We start from the raw sequence: 16226 nt of genomic DNA on the forward strand, positions 1-16226 counted from the left end.
AGGAATTCGACCATGAGCACGCTGCCCACCCTGTTTGTTTCACACGGTTCCCCCATGCTGGCCCTGGATGCCGGCGCGACCGGCCTCGCCTGGGCCGAGATCGCGCGTACGCTGCCCAAGCCGCGCGCGGTGGTGGTGGCCTCAGCCCACTGGCTAAGTGCACAAGCGGCCGTCAGCACCACAGCCAGCCCGGCCACCATCCACGACTTCTATGGCTTTCCCGAGCCGCTGTTCCGCATCCAGTACACGCCGCCCGGCGCGCCGCAGCTGGCCGAACAGGTCGCGGCCCTGCTGGCCGATGCGGGCTTCGAGGTGGGCATAGACCCGGCGCGCGGACTCGATCATGGTGCCTGGGTGCCGCTGAAGAATATGTATCCGGATGCCGATGTGCCGGCCTTCCAGCTCGCCATCCAGCCGCGCCAGGGCCCCGAGCACCACTGGCGCCTGGGCCGTGCGCTGGCCAGCCTGCGCGAGCAGGGTGTGCTGGTGCTGGCCTCGGGCAGCATCACGCACAATCTGCGCGAGCTGGAGTGGGATATTCCGGAAGGGGTGGCCAGCAATGAATACGTGCCGGCCTTCCAGCACTGGGTGTACCAGCGCCTACTGACCGGCGACCTCGCCGCCCTGCTCGATTACCGCCGCCAGGCGCCCGGCGCGCAGCGCGCCCATCCGACTGACGAGCACTATCTGCCGCTATATGTGGCCCTGGGCGCGGCGGGCGATGCCCCACGCGCCGAGCGCCTGTTCACCAGCCTCACCCACGGCGGCCTGGCCATGGATGTGTACGCCTTCCACTAGGCCGCGAGGCACACGCCGACTTGGCCAGGGCTAAGCGCTACGGTCCTGGCTGCTTGCACCTGGCTGATGGCTAGTCGCCGGCCTGCAAACGGGCCAGTGGCTGGCTGGCCTCGTCGAGTAGCTCCAGGCCATGCTCGGTCAGGCGCCAGCCGCGTACCTGCTCGAGCGCCTGGATAAAGGCCTGCTCGCGCTCCATGCCCTTGCTACAGGCCATCATGGTGCCGGCCAGCTGGCCAAAGCGCAGGCTGTCGCCCTTCAGCACATAGCTGCCCATCAGGCGGTTGCAGCCGCCCGAGGCGCTCAGTCGCTCGCCACGCGCGGCCAGCTGCAGGAAGGCCTCGCGCTCGCACATCACACGGGGAATCAGCTTGTCGCCCAGCTGTACCAGCACCCAGCGCGTGTCCCTCAGCGCCTGCTGCGCCTGGCGCTCGGCACAGCTGCGCTGGCGCAGCACGGCGCGGAACTGCTCGGGCACTAGGCTCAGCTGCGGCCCACGTCCATCCGGGCCCGAGCGCAGGGCGATACGTCCCGTCAAACGCACCAACAAGGGCTCCCCCGCCTGCTTGACTGCCTTGGCATAGGCGGCCTCAAGGCGCGCATTGTCGGCTTCCTGCGCCACCGGCAGGCTCTGGCCGCTCGCGCACAGAGTGATCTGCCCACTATCGGCCTGGTAGCGGTACATGCCGCTCATCTCCAGCCTGGCCTCGAAAGGCTGGAACAGGCCCTGGCGCTCCAGCGTGTAATTGTGCTGCGAAACAATCGGATGGCCGGCCTGGTCGAGCTTGAGCAGGCTGCGCCGGTCATGGATACGAAAGGCCAGGCCAGTCTCGTCGGTGCCGAGCAGGCGCAGCACGCCGCGGTCCTCGTCAATCTGCCAGCGCCCGAGCTGATCCTGCGCTTGCTCGGGCTGCTTGCCCAGCCAGGTCTGGCGCAGCATGAAGGCGCCGTCCTCGAGCAGCTCCAGCCGCCAACGCACCGCTTCGCAGTCGGCACAGGGCAACAGGCCTTCAAAAGAAGCCGGCAGGCCAGCCAAGAAGCCGGCCCTGGCCTGGCTGGGCTGGGGCGGCTGCAGGGTAAGCGTGACCACCTCGCCCGAGCGGATGAACAGGCCGGTATAGCGCTGCTCAGCCGTGAACAAGGTGCGCGTGCCCTCGCGCACACTGCTGCGCACCAGATAGTTGCCCGACTCGCTGACCTCAGCATCCTCATAGCGCAGCTTGAAGCGGAACGGCGGCAGGCCTGCCGGTAATAGCTGGCTGCGGCTGATCACGCGCGGCGTGTCGGTATCGGCATCCAGCACTTCCAGGCTGGCCTCGAACACCGCCGAGGGCGGCAGGGCGATACGCGATAGATACAGGGCCGAGCCCTGCAAGGTCTGCGCCATGGCGCTGCCGGCCAGCACAAGGCTCAGCATCCATACCAGTCGATAGAACATGATTTCCTCTCCAAGGGCCAGCCCGGTGGCCGGCCGGTCGTGCTGCAGAACTGGGACCCGACCTAGCGGGTGCCGTTCCGCTGTCGGATAGCGCAGTCGCTTCGTCTTAGCCCTTGCGAGCCGATTCCGCCAGGCTGGCGCCCGCCATCCAGATTGACAAACAAGCGTTTGATCGGCAACCTCGATGGCAGATTTTCCCTCTGGATCCGAGCATGAAATCCACCACCTTCAAGCGCCTGATCAATCTCTGGCCGCCCTTTCTGCTGACCGGCATCCACGCCAACCAGGTAAGCCCCGACTACCGCAGCGCCGAGGTCGCCCTGACCCTGCGCTGGTACAACCGCAACTATGTGGGTACCCACTTCGGCGGCAGCCTGTTTGCCATGACCGACCCGTGGTACATGCTGATGTTGATGCAGATTCTGGGGAAGGACTATTACGTGTGGGACCAGAGCGCCAGCATCGACTTCATTGCGCCGGGACGTGGCGTGGTCAAGGCGCGCTTCGTGATCGAGGACGCGATGCTGGACGAGATCCGTACCCGCACCGCCAATGGCGAGAAATTCCTGCCCCAGTTCGTGGTGGATATCGTGGACCAGCGCGAGCAGCTGGTCGCACGGGTCAGCAAGACCATCTATGTGCGCAAGAAGCCGGCCAAACGCCAGGACGAAACGGCTACCAAGTCTGTAGCGGCAAGGTAAAGCGCAGACCGGCGGCCAGCGCATGGGCCTCGGTGCTATCCAGCGCACTGCTACCCAGATAGACGCTCAGCCATGGCCCACCCGCGCTCAATTCCACCAGCTTGGTGCGCGGCGTAAAGGCCAGCCCCAGCCAGACCGACTCATCCAGCTTATAGCGCCCGCTCAGCCGCGCCTGGTGCAGCTGATCGCGATACTGCCAGCCCAGCCCCGCCTGCCAGGCCGCCTGCTGCCAGCTCAGCTCGCCCTGCCAGCTGGCCTTGGGGCGCAACGTCAACTCACCGCGGCTATCGCGTCCCTGCACGGCGGGCGAGCCGTCCGCATTGCCGATCAGATCGCCATCGCTGTCGTACAGAAAACTACCCTGCTGATAGGAGCGCGGCATATCGCGCCCCTTGAGCTTGGCGGCCAGATCGAAACCGGCCAACTCCACGCCCCATCCTGAACGCCCCTGCCAACGTAAGCCAAGGTCCAGCGCATAGCCACGCCCGGACGGCTTGCCATCGCGCATATAGGGGTTGAAGCGTGCGGGATTATCGGTACGCATCAGGCTGCCGGCCGTCTCGCGCACGCCGCTGAACTGCAGCTGCTGGCTGGCATTGCTATAGGCCGTGCCGATAAAGCGCTCGATCTTGATATCCACCTGTTTGAAATACTGTGCGGCCAGGCCCAGATCGAGCTGACCGGCCTCGCCCAAGGAAAAGTTGAGGGCCTTGCCGAGGCGCAGGCCGCGGCTGGTCCAGTAGTCCATGCGGTAATCGAGCGCATAGCGCTGGCCTGCGGCAAACCCCTGGCCCTGCTCGATCTGGCGCGCCAGCCGCACGGTATCGGCGCTGGCCTGGGCCACGCCATCGCGGCGGGCAAACACGCTCAGATGCCAGCCGCGCTCCTCGCCGGCCAGCTGGGCGCGCCCATCCAGCTGCGCCCGCTCGCGCCCACGCTGGCTGCGCAGCTGTCGCCCCCAGTCATCATCACTGAGGCTGGCCAAGGGCAAGGGGTCGCTGAAGCCACGCATATCGATGCCGGTATAGAGACGCGCGGCCGGGTCAAAAGCGGCCGGGTTATCGAGCAGGCTGGCCGCCTGCGCCGGCAGCAGCACCAGACCGAACACAGCTAAGCAAAGGTAAGGGCGGGAAGTCGCGAGCATGGGCCACCTGGAATCGGGCTACAAAAACGCACAAGGCCCGTCAGCTTACGCCGCGGGCCCTGCGCTAGGCCAGCCTGAGCTGGCCTGCCTGCCGGCTTAACCGAGCGACTCGGTCGTGCCGTCCTTGAAGCTGATCAGACTGTCGTTGATGGTGCCGACCTCGACCGTGCCCTGCTTGATGCTGCCAATGAGCACGCCATTGGCATTCTCGCTCAGGCTGACACTGATATTGTCTGGCCCGGTCAGCGTCACCGGCCCGCTCACCTCGCCATCATCCAGCGTCGCCTGCAGGGTCAGTTTGCGCGCACCCAGCTCATGCGTGAGCGACATCGTGACCGTGTCATCCCCCGCAGTCGCGCGGTCCAGCCCCAAGGCCAGCTTGATGGTCACGCCATTGGCGCTAACCACCTTGGCCGCCAGAGAGACCGTGCCGGCATCCAGACCATTGGCCTGGTCGATCGCCTTGCGCGTCACCTCGGTGCTGACCTCGGCCACCACACCATCGCCCTTGCTCAAGGTGCCGCTGAAGCCGAACACCGTGGGCAGCACGGCGCTATCGCCGAGCGAGAGATTGCCGGCCAAGGCATACACGCCAGTACTGGCCTTGAGCTTGAGCGCCCCGAACACCACCTCGTCGCGATCACGGAAGCTCAGCGTCGAGCCTTCCAGCACCTCGATCTTGGCGGTCTTCCCTCCCTTGCTGCGGGTAATGCTGGCTACCAGGGTACCCGAACCCGAGGCATTGCCGGCCGCATCCAGGGTTTCCGTGGCATTCAACGTGGCATCGATATTGTGCTTATCCTCGCCACCGAAGCCAAACGGCACATCGCCCTTCATGCTGGCCACCACGCTGGTATCGGTCTCCGTCACAGTGAACACACCGTCCTGCGTGCTGCCAAAGAGCTTGGTGGCGGTATCGTCATACTGCCCGCTCACCGAACTCTCCATAAAGGCGTCCCAGTTCACTGCCCCGGCGGCCTCGCCCGGTGTCAGGGTCAGCGCGAAGCGGCTCCACTCAGTTGGCGCATCCGGATTGCGTCCCTGCAGATTTGCGTAGCCACACTTGATGCCGGTAATGCTCTCCGGCGTATTGGCCACACTGCTGCTGCAACGCATGCCAGGCATGCCGGGGCTTGGCTCCCAGCGCTTCTCCCAGCGACCGTTGACCGGAGCGATGTCCTCCGGGTTACCCGCACGCAGATCACGCAGGAAGGTGGCGGCGCGGTCAATCAGCTGGAAGTGCTCGATACTGAGCCGTGTGCTGTCACTGACTAGCTGCACTGCCTCGTTCAAGGCGGTACCGGTATTGCTCAGCTGCTCATCGGCCAGCGCGGCCGAGATGCGGACATCGCGTATCGCCTGGCGCGCGGCGGCAATGCCGGCCGACAGGGTCGGATCGGCACCGCTCACGTCTTCCGGCGTCGGCTCCACCACGATCAGACCCAGATCCTTCTCGGCTTCGATCTGTGCCTTGGTCGCATCGTCGGCGAACTCGGTGGCGGCGGCGACCAGCGCATCGGCAAAGGTCGTGCTATCGAAATTCGCCAGCACCACCCCAGGCACGGCGGTCTCGCCCTGCTTACCATCCAGCTTGTCGTCCGACAGGTCCTGGGCCAGGCTTTCCGCAATTTCATGTGGTTTGGCGTCTGCTGCACCGCTGCTGGCAATCGCGGCCAGGATCAGCGCATAGCGGCCGGCCGGAGAGGCATCCACCTTGGGTGTGGCCGTACCGACCAGGGCCGGCGGCGAAATCGCGCTGGTCAGGCCGAATACCGCCGCCACCTTGGCATTGGCGGCATTGATGGCGGTATTGTTGGCATTGGCCAAGCCACCGGCCGCTTCCAGCTTGCGCTTGACCGCATCGGACAGCACGGTCACACCTACACTGGTGCTACCAGCGGGGGCAACCGCTTCCAGCGTCTTGCCGGCCGGGAAATTCTCCGTGGTGCCCGTTGCTTCATTGAAGTAATTGACCGTACCGCCGCCGCTCACACTGACCACGATAGGCCCGCTGTGGGTACCGATATTCACGGTGGCCGTGCCATCGCTGCCGATGCTGCCACTGCCAACCTGGGCGCCGGCCAACGAGCGGACCACCACCGGCGTGCCGGTCGAGAACATGCCCAACGAGGGCGCGACCTTCACGCTGGAGGTAGGGGGCGTGGGTGGCGGGTCATCGCCGCCCCCGCCGCCGCATGCGCTCAAGGCCAGCAGTACCGCGCCCGCCAGGGCCAATTTCGGAATACCCACCACCTGTCGATTCATGATTATTCTCCTCTGTGATTTGCCACGTCCGCCTAGCACGAGATGCACAAGCCGACAGCGGCGCTGTCGGCTTGTCGGGAACCCTGCCCATTCAAGTTAGCAGTTGCTGATAGGGATGCCAGTGGGCGCCATGGCAAGTCGGCCATTCTCAGTATGGGCCTCCCCTCGCCAAGCTAGAGCTGGCGCGCCCTTGCTCGCTCCTGCCCATCCACAACCGGCCGTCGGCACTATTCACAGCGCCGCCATTCACGCCCTGGCCGGTTGATTCGCCCCCGTCTCAGGTCGATTCATCGCAAGCCGCCCAAGCGATGTGGCGCCGGCGGCATGCTGCAGCCATCCCTTCACCACCTAGGAGTGCAGCATGTTGAACCGCCTGATGATTGCCCTGCTACTGACCGGCGCCACCCAGGCTGCCGAGCTGACCGTCACCGTGCTGGGCGTGCAGCACGCCGAGGGCAAGGTGATGGTCGCCGCCTACAAGGCGCCCGAGCGCTTCCTCAAGCAGCCCAGCGCCGTGGCCTGGACCGATGCGCAGCCAGGCAGCGTGCAGGCCACCTTGCATGATCTGCCACCGGGCGAATACGCGGTGTCGCTCTACCAGGACCGCAATCGCAATCTGCAGCTCGATAGCAATCTGCTCGGCATCCCGACCGAGCCCTATGGCTTTTCGAACGACGCGGTGGGCAAGTTCGGCCCGCCCAGCTTCGAGCAAGCGCGCATTGTGGTGCCGCAAGAAGGTGGCCAGATCACCATTACCCTGCGCTGAACAGACGGAGCGAGACCATGCATAGCGAGCCACACACCCTGCAGCAACAGGCCGAAGAGCGCGCCGATGCGCTACTCGATTTCTACCAGCATCTGGGCAGCTATCTGCTGGTCAATAGCGGCCTGGTGCTGCTCGACCTGTGGCAGGGCGGCGGGCTGAACTGGGCCTTCTGGCCGCTACTGGGCTGGGGCGTTGGCATCGCCGCCCATGCGCTGCGTACCTTCGTGGGCACGCCGGGCTGGCGTGCACGTCTGGTGGCGCGCGAGTTGCAGCGCCTGCAGACGAGGAGGCACTGATATGCATCGGCGCGACTTTCTTGGCCGAGGCCTACTAGGCGGCCTGGCACTGGCCATACCCAGCAGGGCTCGGGCCGATGCCGGCAGCTATGCCAGCTTTCGTGCCGGCCTGCGGCGGCACCCGCAGCTGGCCGCCCTGCGCGGCACCGAGCAGGAGATGCTGAGCGGCCGTGCCCGCATCCACGGCAAGTGGCCGCAGGCGCTGCGTGGCAGCTTCTTTCGCAATGGGCCGGCCCGTTTTGAACGCGCTGGCGAGCGGCTCGAACACTGGTTCGACGGCGACGGCATGGTGCATGCGTGGCGCATGGCGGATGGCCAGGTTCAGCACCAGGCGCGCATGGTGCGTACCCATAAATATCTGGCCGAAGCCGAGGCCGGCCAGTTGCTCTACCCGGGCTTCGGCACCTGGCTGGCGCGCCGCCCGTTTGCCAATAACGACACGCTAAACAGCGCCAATACCAATGCCGTGCCGCATGCCGGCCGCCTGTATGCGCTGTGGGAAGGCGGCTCGGCCACCGAGATCGACCCGCACAGCCTTGCCACACGCGGCATCAAGACCTGGCGCGAGGACCTGGCCGCCCTGCCCTTCTCCGCCCACCCAAAGATCGATGCCGCCGGCCGACTGTGGAATTTCGGCGCCCTGCCCGGCAGCGACAAGCTAGTGCTGTGGCGCATAGAAGCGGATGGCAGCCTGGGTAAGGTTGCGGTGCTGCCCGTGGCCGATGTGGCCATGCTGCATGATTTCGCCATCACTGAACGCTATCTGGTCTTTCTGCTGCCGCCCTTCAGCCTGCACCCGGCCGAGCAGACCAGCTTTCTCGACCAGCACCATTGGCAGCCCGAGCGACCGATACGCATCCTGGTGGTGGACAAGGCTGACTTCACGCTCAAGCACAGCCTGGAAATGCCCGCCGCCATGGTGTTTCATCTGGGCAATGCCTTCGAGGACGGCCAGCACATCCGCCTCGATGCCTGCCTGTATCGCGATGCCCGCGTGCTGGATGAGATGCGCGCCCATATGCGTGGCGAGATCAGTGCCACCCCAAGCAAGGCGCGCACGGTGCTGCTTGATCTCGACCTCGCGCGCGGCACGGTCAGCGAGCAGCGATTGCTGGAGGACGGCGAGTTCCCGCGCGTGGCCGACCACGATATCGGCCGCCGCCACCGCCGCTTGTATCTGCTGGGCGAAAGCGGCCGGAATCCGGTGGGCATGGGCAGCGTGCTCAGTGTCGATCTGGACAGCGGGCGGCGCGATGAATATGTGTTCGGCCCCGATTGGCTGGTGGAGGAACATGTGCCGGTAGCGCGGCCCGATGGGCGTGGCCTGTGGCTGCTCGGGCCGGCTTTCGATCTGGCGCGCCAGCAGACGGTACTGAATGTGTTCGATGCCGCGCGTATCAGCGCCGGCCCCCTTGCCCAGGCGCGCCTGCCCTATGCGGCGCCGCTCGGATTTCATGGCAACTTCCTGAAGGCTTGAGCATGTCCAAACGCATCTTGTTAATCCTGGCCCATCCCGATAGCGACAGCTTCTGCGCAGCGCTCGCGCAGCGTTATGAAAGCGCAGCCCTGGCCGCTGGCCACCAAGTCAGTCGGCTGGACCTCGGCCAGCTCCGTTTCGACCCCATCCTGCGCGGCGGCTTTCGCGGCGGACAGGCACTGGAACCCGATTTGCAGGCCGCCCAGGCGGCGATCAGCGCGGCCGAGCGGCTGGTCTTCGTGTACCCCTATTGGTGGGGGGTGATGCCGGCCCTGCTGAAGGGCTTTATCGACCGCGTCTTCCTGCCCGGTTTTGCCTTCAAATATCAGGATGGCAGCCCATTCCCGGCCAAGCTGCTGGCCGGGCGCGAGGCCCAGCTGATCGTGACCAGCGATACGCCAGCATGGTACAACCGCCTGGTTTACGGCCGCGCCGGCCTGCGCCTGATGCGCGCCCAGGTGCTGGAGTTCTGTGGCATCCGCCTGCGCAAGATCCTGGAAATCGGCCCGGTACGCGGCAGCCAGCCCAAGGCGCGCGAATACTGGCTCAACCGGGTCGGCCAACTGGCCAGTCTTTGAAGAGAACCACCATGTCCACCGCCGACCGCGCCACCGCCAAGTGGAATGCCTTCGAACTCAAGTACGACGGCCATCCGCTGGAATTCATCCACTACTTCCGCCGCTGGCCATGCAGCACGCAGCGCGATCTGCTTTACACGCTGATCTGGAATAGCCTGATCTTCGTGGCGCTGGCCATGGTGGGCCTGCTGTTCGGCAGCACGCAGCACATCGGGCGCTTTCTGTGGGTGACCTTCGTCATCACCCAGGCCGTCGGCTTCACCATCCACGGCCTGTTCTACGTATGCGGGCGCCTGCTCGGCCACTGGCTGATACGCCTGCCCAACTGGGTGCATTACGGCTACTTCATCCTGGTCTCGGTCTGCGGGGTATTCCTCGGCTACGGCATCGGCTTCAGCCTTTTGGAGATGGAAAGCACGCGGCGCTATGTGTTCAGTGCCGAGGGCGCGAAGAGCATTGCCCTGTTCTCGATCATGATCTCGGTCCTGCTGTGCGCGATGTTCATCAGCCGCGATAAGCAAAGGCGCAATGAGCTGGCCCTGGCGGCCGAGCGCGAACGCGCAACCGAGGCGGATCGACGCGCGTTGGAGGCCCAGCTGCGCATGCTGCAGGCACAGATCGAGCCGCACTTCCTCTACAACACCTTGGCCAATGCGGTCGGCCTGATCGGCCCGGCCCCCGACAAGGCGCGCCATCTGCTGGAAAAGCTGATCGACTATCTGCGCGCCAGCCTCACCGCCAGCCGCGAGGCGCAGACCCAGCTGGGCCGCGAGTTGAACACCATCGCCGCCTACCTCGCCCTGATGCAGGTGCGCATGGGCGAACGCCTGCGCTACCGCATCGACTGCCCAAGCGCGCTGAGCGAGCTGCCCATCCCGCCCATGCTGTTGCAACCGCTGGTGGAGAACGCGATTCAGCACGGCCTGGAGCCCCTGATCGAAGGCGGCGAAATCAGCCTGCAAGTCAGCTTTGAAGGCAGCCACTTGCAGATTCAGATTTGTGACAGCGGCGCCGGCTTCCCCAGCACGCCCGTGCAGCGCCCGGGTGGCGGTGTGGGCCTGAGCAATCTGCGTGAACGCCTCGATAGCCTGTACGGCGGCAAGGCCAGCCTGAGCCTGACCGAGCGCCAGGCCGAACGTGGCATCTGCGCCACGCTGCGCCTGCCGCTCGCCTAGATTGCCGACCAGCGCTGCCCGGCTGGCACGGCTTGGCGATACCATGGCCCACACCATGCCTAGCCAAGGATTTGCCATGCCACTGCTGCCCCTGATTCTGCTCGCCCTGGCTCTGCTGGCACCCGCCGCCCAGGCCAAGAGCGCCTGCGTGTTCGAAGGCACGCTGCAAGGCAAGCCGATCAAGGATTGCAGCGAGATCGACCTGCCGGTGCCGGTGGCCGAGTACCGGCTGCAGTGTGAAAAGCACGTCGATGCCTTCAAGCGCCTGGGCGGTGAGATTCGCGCTTACGTCGCGCCCGCCTGCCCCAAGCCGGCCCTGGCTGGCTGCAAGGGCGCCATGGGCACGCCGGGCACCGTCTACTACTACCTGGCCAGCCCCACCGAGCTGGCCAATAAGCAAGCCGCCTGCGCCAAATATGGCGGCAGCTGGCTGAGCGGTAGCTAAGCGCAGCCCAAGCCCGTTTTCACCTTCTACACGACGCCACCATGCCCACCGCCCTGATTGCCGACGACGAAATCGCCCTGGCCGACTATCTGCAAACCCAGCTGGCCGAACTCTGGCCCGAGCTGAATATCGTGGCCTGCGCGCATAACGGCGTGGATGCACTGCGCCTGATCGACGAACTGGCACCGGACATCGCCTTTCTGGATATCCGCATGCCTGGCCATAGCGGCCTGGAAGTCGCCCAGCGCCTGATCGGCGCCAAGGATGCGCCGCATATCGTCTTCGTCACCGCCTATGACCAGTACGCGGTGGATGCCTTCGAGCGCGAAGCGGTCGACTACCTGCTCAAGCCGCCTAGCCTCGACCGGCTGGGGCGCTGCGTGGACAAGCTCAAGCGCCAGCTTGAACAGGCAGGCAAGCCCAGCCCGGCCGGCCTGCCCGGCGAGCTGCTCCAGCAACTGGCCGGCCTGCTCGGCCAGGGCCAGACGGCCAGCCCGCGCCTGGACTGGATACGCGCCGCGCAGGGCAATGAAACCAGGCTGATCTCGGTGGACGAAGTGATCTACTTCGAAGCGCGCGACAAATACGTGAGCGTGTTCACCGCCGAAGGCGAGGCCTTGATCCGCACCCCGCTGAAGGAACTGGTGGACAGCCTGAACCCGGCCCAATTCTGGCAGGTGCACCGCGGCACCATCATCGCCGTACGGCATATCGCCGGCACCGTGCGCGACTTCCGCGGCCGCACCCTGGTCAAGCTCAAACAACGCAGCGAACAACTCCCGGTCAGCCGTGCCTATCTGCACCTGTTCCGCCAGATGTGAGTCGGGGTGCTTGGCGGATGGGTCCGGTGCACCGACCAAGCGTCCCTAATGGGCTGCACCCCTCTGTCCATCACGACAGGTCCTATCTACTGACGGCTTCTGGTCCAGTTAAGCTAATGCCCGAGCACCATGGTGCGCATGTCCTGCACGTTACGGCACTCGATCTGACCCAAGCTGTTGAGCGATTCCTCTTCGGCCAGAGCTGACTTTCAGTATTTGGACGGAATCAAGTCGCAATATGTTGGCTGCCTTTATAGCGCGAATACATCATTGAATTATTCATGCAGTACCGTCCGAGGCTGATTGGTGACCCCAAATGGTATGTGGACTGACGGAACCACGGTGCTCGCAGATTTGAGATGGCCGGATTGATCATCAAAGAAGATGTGAGGTTTCAGCACCCCCAAGATTCTTCCCTTCTCTATCCCTCCAAGGAAAAATGCGTCGTTGGCCATTACCCCCCAACTCTTTAATGTCTTTAAAGCACGCTCGTGAGACGGTGCGTTTCGTGCAGTGACAATGGATACGCGAATCCGGTTCTCATACTCGGGATTCTGTTTTTTGTAAGCTTCCTCAACAGATTGAATCTTTGAAACTCGAACTAGGAACTCTTTGAGCAATCCAGGGTTGTGAGGTTGCATAACGTTCTTTACTTCGTGGTCGTGAAATGCAGTTAAGCCCGATTTCTGCATGACAGATTCCGATTCATCGCCAGCCAGAACACCATCAAAGTCGAAGGCGATGCGGAGTGTCTTGTCGTTCTCGTCATCATCGAATTTCGAATCAAGAACCTGCCCAGCGGGGTGACCAAAACCGATTGCCGCATCAACATCCGGCTTATTACCAGATAGAAACAGGGCAATATTCAGCGCTGGAATGTACTCGTATGGCGAGCGTCCCTGCATGAATATTGCTCTCGTCATGCCTAACCCATAATATTCAATAGTCTTCATGACCCGCACCCCGGTATCGGGGTCATTCCGGGAGAGTAGAATAACCTCTACCAGAGGATCTGATGGACTTGGACTAAGGTCATTGAGCGCCAATAGGCGCTTAATGAATGGATAAGCGATCCCCCTGGGCAATGGAATGTCAATATTTTCTTCTTGATACTTGCGATACCGCTCCTCACCTTCACTGCGAAACACTGCGTCAGATTCACTAAGATCGAAGACTGCGCTTGACGCGACACCAATGACTAGCCGGTTATCGAGTTCGTACGGCACTCATGCCTCCTATAAATTGCATTTACCATTGACAGGTCAATTGGAGAGATTGTTTAACAAGCAATTATTTGCCCGACTTTACCAATTTGAGCGAGGGTACAAATATCAGTACTACAGTGATCTCCACCTGTTCTGTACCTATCCAGGTCACACTGTCAAAATTCGCAAAAAATCCGCAAGAGCCTTCTTGGGCTCATCCTCCTCAGAGACAATCATCTCAATTCCCCAATGGCTCAAGACTTCCTGGGCCACTGGATTCGGGCGATGCGTGAAAATGTAGGACTTTGGCCTCGCGGACGAAAGGGCAGAACGTCCCCACATCTCGGTAAGACGATAGAATAGAAGGCGGATGTTGAGATCGGTCAGGCTGTAGCCGATGAAGAGAACCGAGCTACCTAATACGTCACTGCGGAGTTTGATATCCAGCGGCGTATCGAAGTCTAGACGCTGAAAATAGCTGGTCTCATCAAGAACTATCGAGTCATCTGCGTCAAAGTCACCGTGTAATTTGATAATCTGCCGACGGCCATCCGTGACGGAAACAAGATCGGCCACACTGACGATTTTGTCGTACTTTACACCGAACTTGTCGTGGGCAAGCTCTAGCCACCTGTCATAGTTGGTTGTGTATATCCGAGAGAAATTGCCTTTGGCAATCAACTCATGAATTTCAGAGCTGGCGATATCAGTGGTCGTCTTATGCCACTCACGATCCATCCAGCTGCGTAGCGACCCAATCCCTCCCTTTTTCTTCTTGTAGAACTCAGCAAGGGCCAGATGGGTGCCGTAGGTAGAGAATATCTTCGGGTCATAACCAAGCTCCTCTGCTATGTGGTCGATCAACGCCCCCCAATTCGGCAGGCCCAGATTGGCCGACACACCAGCCCCCACAAAGAGCATCAGCTTGCCAGTGCGATGCGCATCTAACAATTGGTCAGTCATTCTTTGCCCCTCGCAGATTTTAGATGGGCAGCAAAGAGGTCCAATGCTTTGCGACGCATGGAGATATCGTCTTTTGCTGCTCCCATCTCAGCAAACGTTTGAGTGCCACCATCGGGTACGAAGACACAATCCCATTGGAAATCCGTTGGACCGGCTGGTTTGCGAGGTACCGTGCCTTCGATGGCGCCCTCGAACAAATGTATTTTGTGCCCGTCGCAGTACCCAAGGACCGTCTTTGCAGTGACCCTGGCATCGCCAAGTCCAGCAACTAGGTCGGCGAAGCGATCTGCCTGCAGCCTGTCCCAGAAGATCTGGGTCAAACCTGCAGGAAGTCCATTGAGGCCACTCAGGTACAAACCCGTGTGCTCGACGAACAACGGACGACCAATAGCCTCGAACGCCTTGGTCAGCTTGTCCCGCACCAAGCGATCGACGTCCTCGGTTTGGAGCTCCTCAATCTTCCTGGACACCGCAACAACGTCCACGCCGATGGGGGCAAGGATCCGCGCTACCTCGGCAATCTTGTGCCCGTTACCCGACATAAATCGTATTCTCAATCTAGGTCCTTAATGAATTGAATAACGCTTGGCAGCATTGTGCTGCTGTCGCATACCGCAGATCGAGAGGCCTTCGGTCATCTCTGCCGCTTGGTGATCCGCGAGACCGCGCTGATAAATTGCGGGGGACTTCGGCGGCAGAACAGATGACATGCGGAACCACATGTTGCCGCAACTGCTGAGGCCGTTGGGCCTTTTACAGAGGAGCCACACCAGTCAGCCAATTACTGATTAGGCACACCTCGATATAGATGTCATTGGAGGGAAAGAAACTCTAGCAATTCTGGATCCTTGCCGGCCGCTGTTCCATGGCCCGCTCGATCCGCACCAAACAGTCAATGTAGGGTGGGTTGGCCTAATCAACCCGCGCGGAAATCCCTCTGATCGCTGCTGAAGCGGTCGATATTGTGAAACCTATATATCGCAGGTTACGCCTTCGGCTAACCTGCACTACCGCGCTCATTAACGAGAACAGGCTTGTCGGTTTGATCGACAGCATCGTAGCGCTGCCATGCCGTTCCATCCGAGATGAAGAGGTCCCTTCTATTTTGTTAGGTGCCTCGATGGATGAAACCACCTCAATCCAGTGCTAGGCTTTGCTGTCGTCATACTTGGCGTCGCCTTCGGCATCGTCTGGCAATCCAAAGCAACCCTCCCCTCAGCATCTACCGATCCACCGATCTCAAGTTTCATGGCCTTTTCGGGTCTCACCTTTGTCGGCATTGTATGGGGCACCCTCCTCGAGTTGGCTACCGGCTCCTCAGTTGCGGCGGAAGCGCTCTTGGCTGCGACGCCAACGCTTTCAAGTCCGGCAATCGTCCCCATTACAAAACGAGCACTGGCCGTGCGACAGCTGACCTTCGCTACCTTAGCGTTTGCAGCCAGCTTCACAATCATCTATGCCATCAATAGGCTCGCTTCTAGTGCCGGCGCCTACCCCCCGTCAAGGGGACTTCCCGCAAGCGGGCCTCCCCGTCCATGGAAGCTAGCCACCGGCATTGAGAACACGAGAGCGCTCCGCATATCCATTACGCGTTTACGCCCCCTTGTTCCGTCTAAAAGTGGTCGCTAGTAAGTTGCCAAGGAGATGACATGCCGTCGATTGCTGACTACATCCAAGAACCTCAGAAGGCTCTCATCGATGCTGCGACAGAACCTTCCCTAAGGCGCTTCATTGATTCCTCCGATCTAGAACTCGTGACCATCACGCTTGGCGATGGGACGCAAGCTCAAGTACAAGCCTTGGCTCATGGGTCTGTTCGCAGAGTGGTTGAGCGCATCATCTCCGAAGGTCGTCGCGCAGGCGTCAACATCCAGGAGTGGATCTGCTCCCCCAGTGAATTCAATCTATGCACGAAGCTGAACACACCTGTCGGGCAGCGGATGCGCGAGCTTGATGCCTTCTTAAACAACAAGTGGACGCAGGGTGCCATTAACGCCGCGGGCCTTATAACCCTATTCACCCTACCAGCGGTGGGTGTCTGTCTAACCCTCTTGAGCGCCATTGGCTTCGTGAACAACGTGTTCATTGAGCTTTGTGAGTGTCCAGTCCCCGATGCCTAAACGGCATCCTTGCGGGGATGAAGTCATCAGGTGGATG

At 62.0% G+C, this 16226-nt stretch carries 16 protein-coding genes; 10 read left to right on the plus strand and 6 right to left on the minus strand.

Annotation, left to right across the window (positions count from 1 at the left end; genetic code table 11):
* Positions 1 to 12 precede the first annotated feature (12 nt).
* A complete protein-coding gene (locus BT173_RS16730; protein ID WP_072429817.1) occupies positions 13 to 798 on the plus strand; it encodes a dioxygenase family protein in 786 nt (261 codons plus the stop codon).
* Between the two features lie 70 nt (positions 799 to 868).
* On the opposite strand, the gene BT173_RS16735 is transcribed toward BT173_RS16730, so the two are convergent.
* A complete protein-coding gene (locus tag BT173_RS16735; protein WP_072429818.1) occupies positions 869 to 2233 on the minus strand; it encodes an META domain-containing protein in 1365 nt (454 codons plus the stop codon).
* Positions 2234 to 2445: 212 nt separating this feature from the next.
* Here BT173_RS16735 and BT173_RS16740 point away from each other — a divergent pair, with 212 nt between their 5' ends.
* Positions 2446 to 2934 carry a DUF4442 domain-containing protein gene (locus BT173_RS16740; protein ID WP_072429819.1) on the plus strand — a complete coding sequence of 163 codons (489 nt, stop codon included), beginning with the start codon at positions 2446 to 2448 and terminating at the stop codon, positions 2932 to 2934.
* Here BT173_RS16740 and BT173_RS16745 read toward each other — a convergent pair.
* Together BT173_RS16745 and BT173_RS16750 are read right to left on the minus strand one after the other, a co-directional pair.
* Complete coding sequence (locus BT173_RS16745; protein WP_139256207.1) at positions 2909 to 4078, minus strand: hypothetical protein; 1170 nt, start codon at positions 4076 to 4078, stop codon at positions 2909 to 2911. The two genes, BT173_RS16740 and BT173_RS16745, sit on opposite strands and share 26 nt — an antisense overlap.
* Before the next feature lie 96 nt (positions 4079 to 4174).
* Entirely contained in the window at positions 4175 to 6343 is a 2169-nt protein-coding gene (locus BT173_RS16750) for a hypothetical protein (protein ID WP_072429821.1), read from the minus strand.
* Between the two features lie 361 nt (positions 6344 to 6704).
* Here BT173_RS16750 and BT173_RS16755 point away from each other — a divergent pair, with 361 nt between their 5' ends.
* The 7 genes from BT173_RS16755 (at position 6705) to BT173_RS16785 (ending at position 11901) form a co-directional block, all read left to right on the plus strand.
* Positions 6705 to 7109 carry a DUF2141 domain-containing protein gene (locus BT173_RS16755; RefSeq protein ID WP_072429822.1) on the plus strand — a complete coding sequence of 135 codons (405 nt, stop codon included), beginning with the start codon at positions 6705 to 6707 and terminating at the stop codon, positions 7107 to 7109.
* Positions 7110 to 7126: 17 nt separating this feature from the next.
* A complete protein-coding gene (locus BT173_RS16760) occupies positions 7127 to 7405 on the plus strand; it encodes a 2TM domain-containing protein (RefSeq protein WP_072429823.1) in 279 nt (92 codons plus the stop codon).
* 1 nt (position 7406) lies between these two features.
* Positions 7407 to 8882 (plus strand): carotenoid oxygenase family protein, encoded by a 1476-nt coding sequence (locus BT173_RS16765; RefSeq protein ID WP_072429824.1) that lies wholly within the window; start codon positions 7407 to 7409, stop codon positions 8880 to 8882.
* Between the two features lie 2 nt (positions 8883 to 8884).
* Positions 8885 to 9460 (plus strand): NAD(P)H-dependent oxidoreductase, encoded by a 576-nt coding sequence (locus BT173_RS16770; RefSeq protein ID WP_072429825.1) that lies wholly within the window; start codon positions 8885 to 8887, stop codon positions 9458 to 9460.
* A gap of 11 nt (positions 9461 to 9471) precedes the next feature.
* Entirely contained in the window at positions 9472 to 10635 is a 1164-nt protein-coding gene (locus BT173_RS16775; RefSeq protein WP_072429826.1) for a sensor histidine kinase, read from the plus strand.
* Positions 10636 to 10711: 76 nt separating this feature from the next.
* Positions 10712 to 11080: a hypothetical protein gene (locus tag BT173_RS16780; RefSeq protein WP_072429827.1), complete on the plus strand. Its 369-nt coding sequence runs from the start codon at positions 10712 to 10714 to the stop codon at positions 11078 to 11080.
* A gap of 41 nt (positions 11081 to 11121) precedes the next feature.
* The gene (locus BT173_RS16785; RefSeq protein WP_072429828.1) at positions 11122 to 11901 is read left to right on the plus strand and encodes a LytR/AlgR family response regulator transcription factor; all 780 of its coding nucleotides are present in this window, start codon (positions 11122 to 11124) and stop codon (positions 11899 to 11901) included.
* A 275-nt stretch (positions 11902 to 12176) separates the two neighbouring features.
* Here BT173_RS16785 and BT173_RS16790 read toward each other — a convergent pair whose 3' ends face one another.
* The 3 genes from BT173_RS16790 to BT173_RS16800 form a co-directional block, all read right to left on the minus strand.
* A complete protein-coding gene (locus BT173_RS16790; RefSeq protein ID WP_072429829.1) occupies positions 12177 to 13127 on the minus strand; it encodes a 5'-nucleotidase in 951 nt (316 codons plus the stop codon).
* 147 nt (positions 13128 to 13274) lie between these two features.
* Positions 13275 to 14069 carry an SIR2 family protein gene (locus BT173_RS16795; RefSeq protein ID WP_072429830.1) on the minus strand — a complete coding sequence of 265 codons (795 nt, stop codon included), beginning with the start codon at positions 14067 to 14069 and terminating at the stop codon, positions 13275 to 13277.
* Complete coding sequence (locus BT173_RS16800) at positions 14066 to 14611, minus strand: non-canonical purine NTP pyrophosphatase (protein WP_217651497.1); 546 nt, start codon at positions 14609 to 14611, stop codon at positions 14066 to 14068. The genes BT173_RS16795 and BT173_RS16800 overlap by 4 nt, the downstream gene beginning before the upstream one ends.
* Before the next feature lie 1107 nt (positions 14612 to 15718).
* Between BT173_RS16800 and BT173_RS16810 the strand changes: the two genes are divergently transcribed.
* Positions 15719 to 16189 (plus strand): hypothetical protein, encoded by a 471-nt coding sequence (locus BT173_RS16810; RefSeq protein WP_072429832.1) that lies wholly within the window; start codon positions 15719 to 15721, stop codon positions 16187 to 16189.
* Positions 16190 to 16226 lie beyond the last annotated feature (37 nt).

It is taken from the genome of Chitinimonas taiwanensis DSM 18899, from assembly GCF_900119825.1.
GTDB lineage: Bacteria > Pseudomonadota > Gammaproteobacteria > Burkholderiales > Chitinimonadaceae > Chitinimonas > Chitinimonas taiwanensis.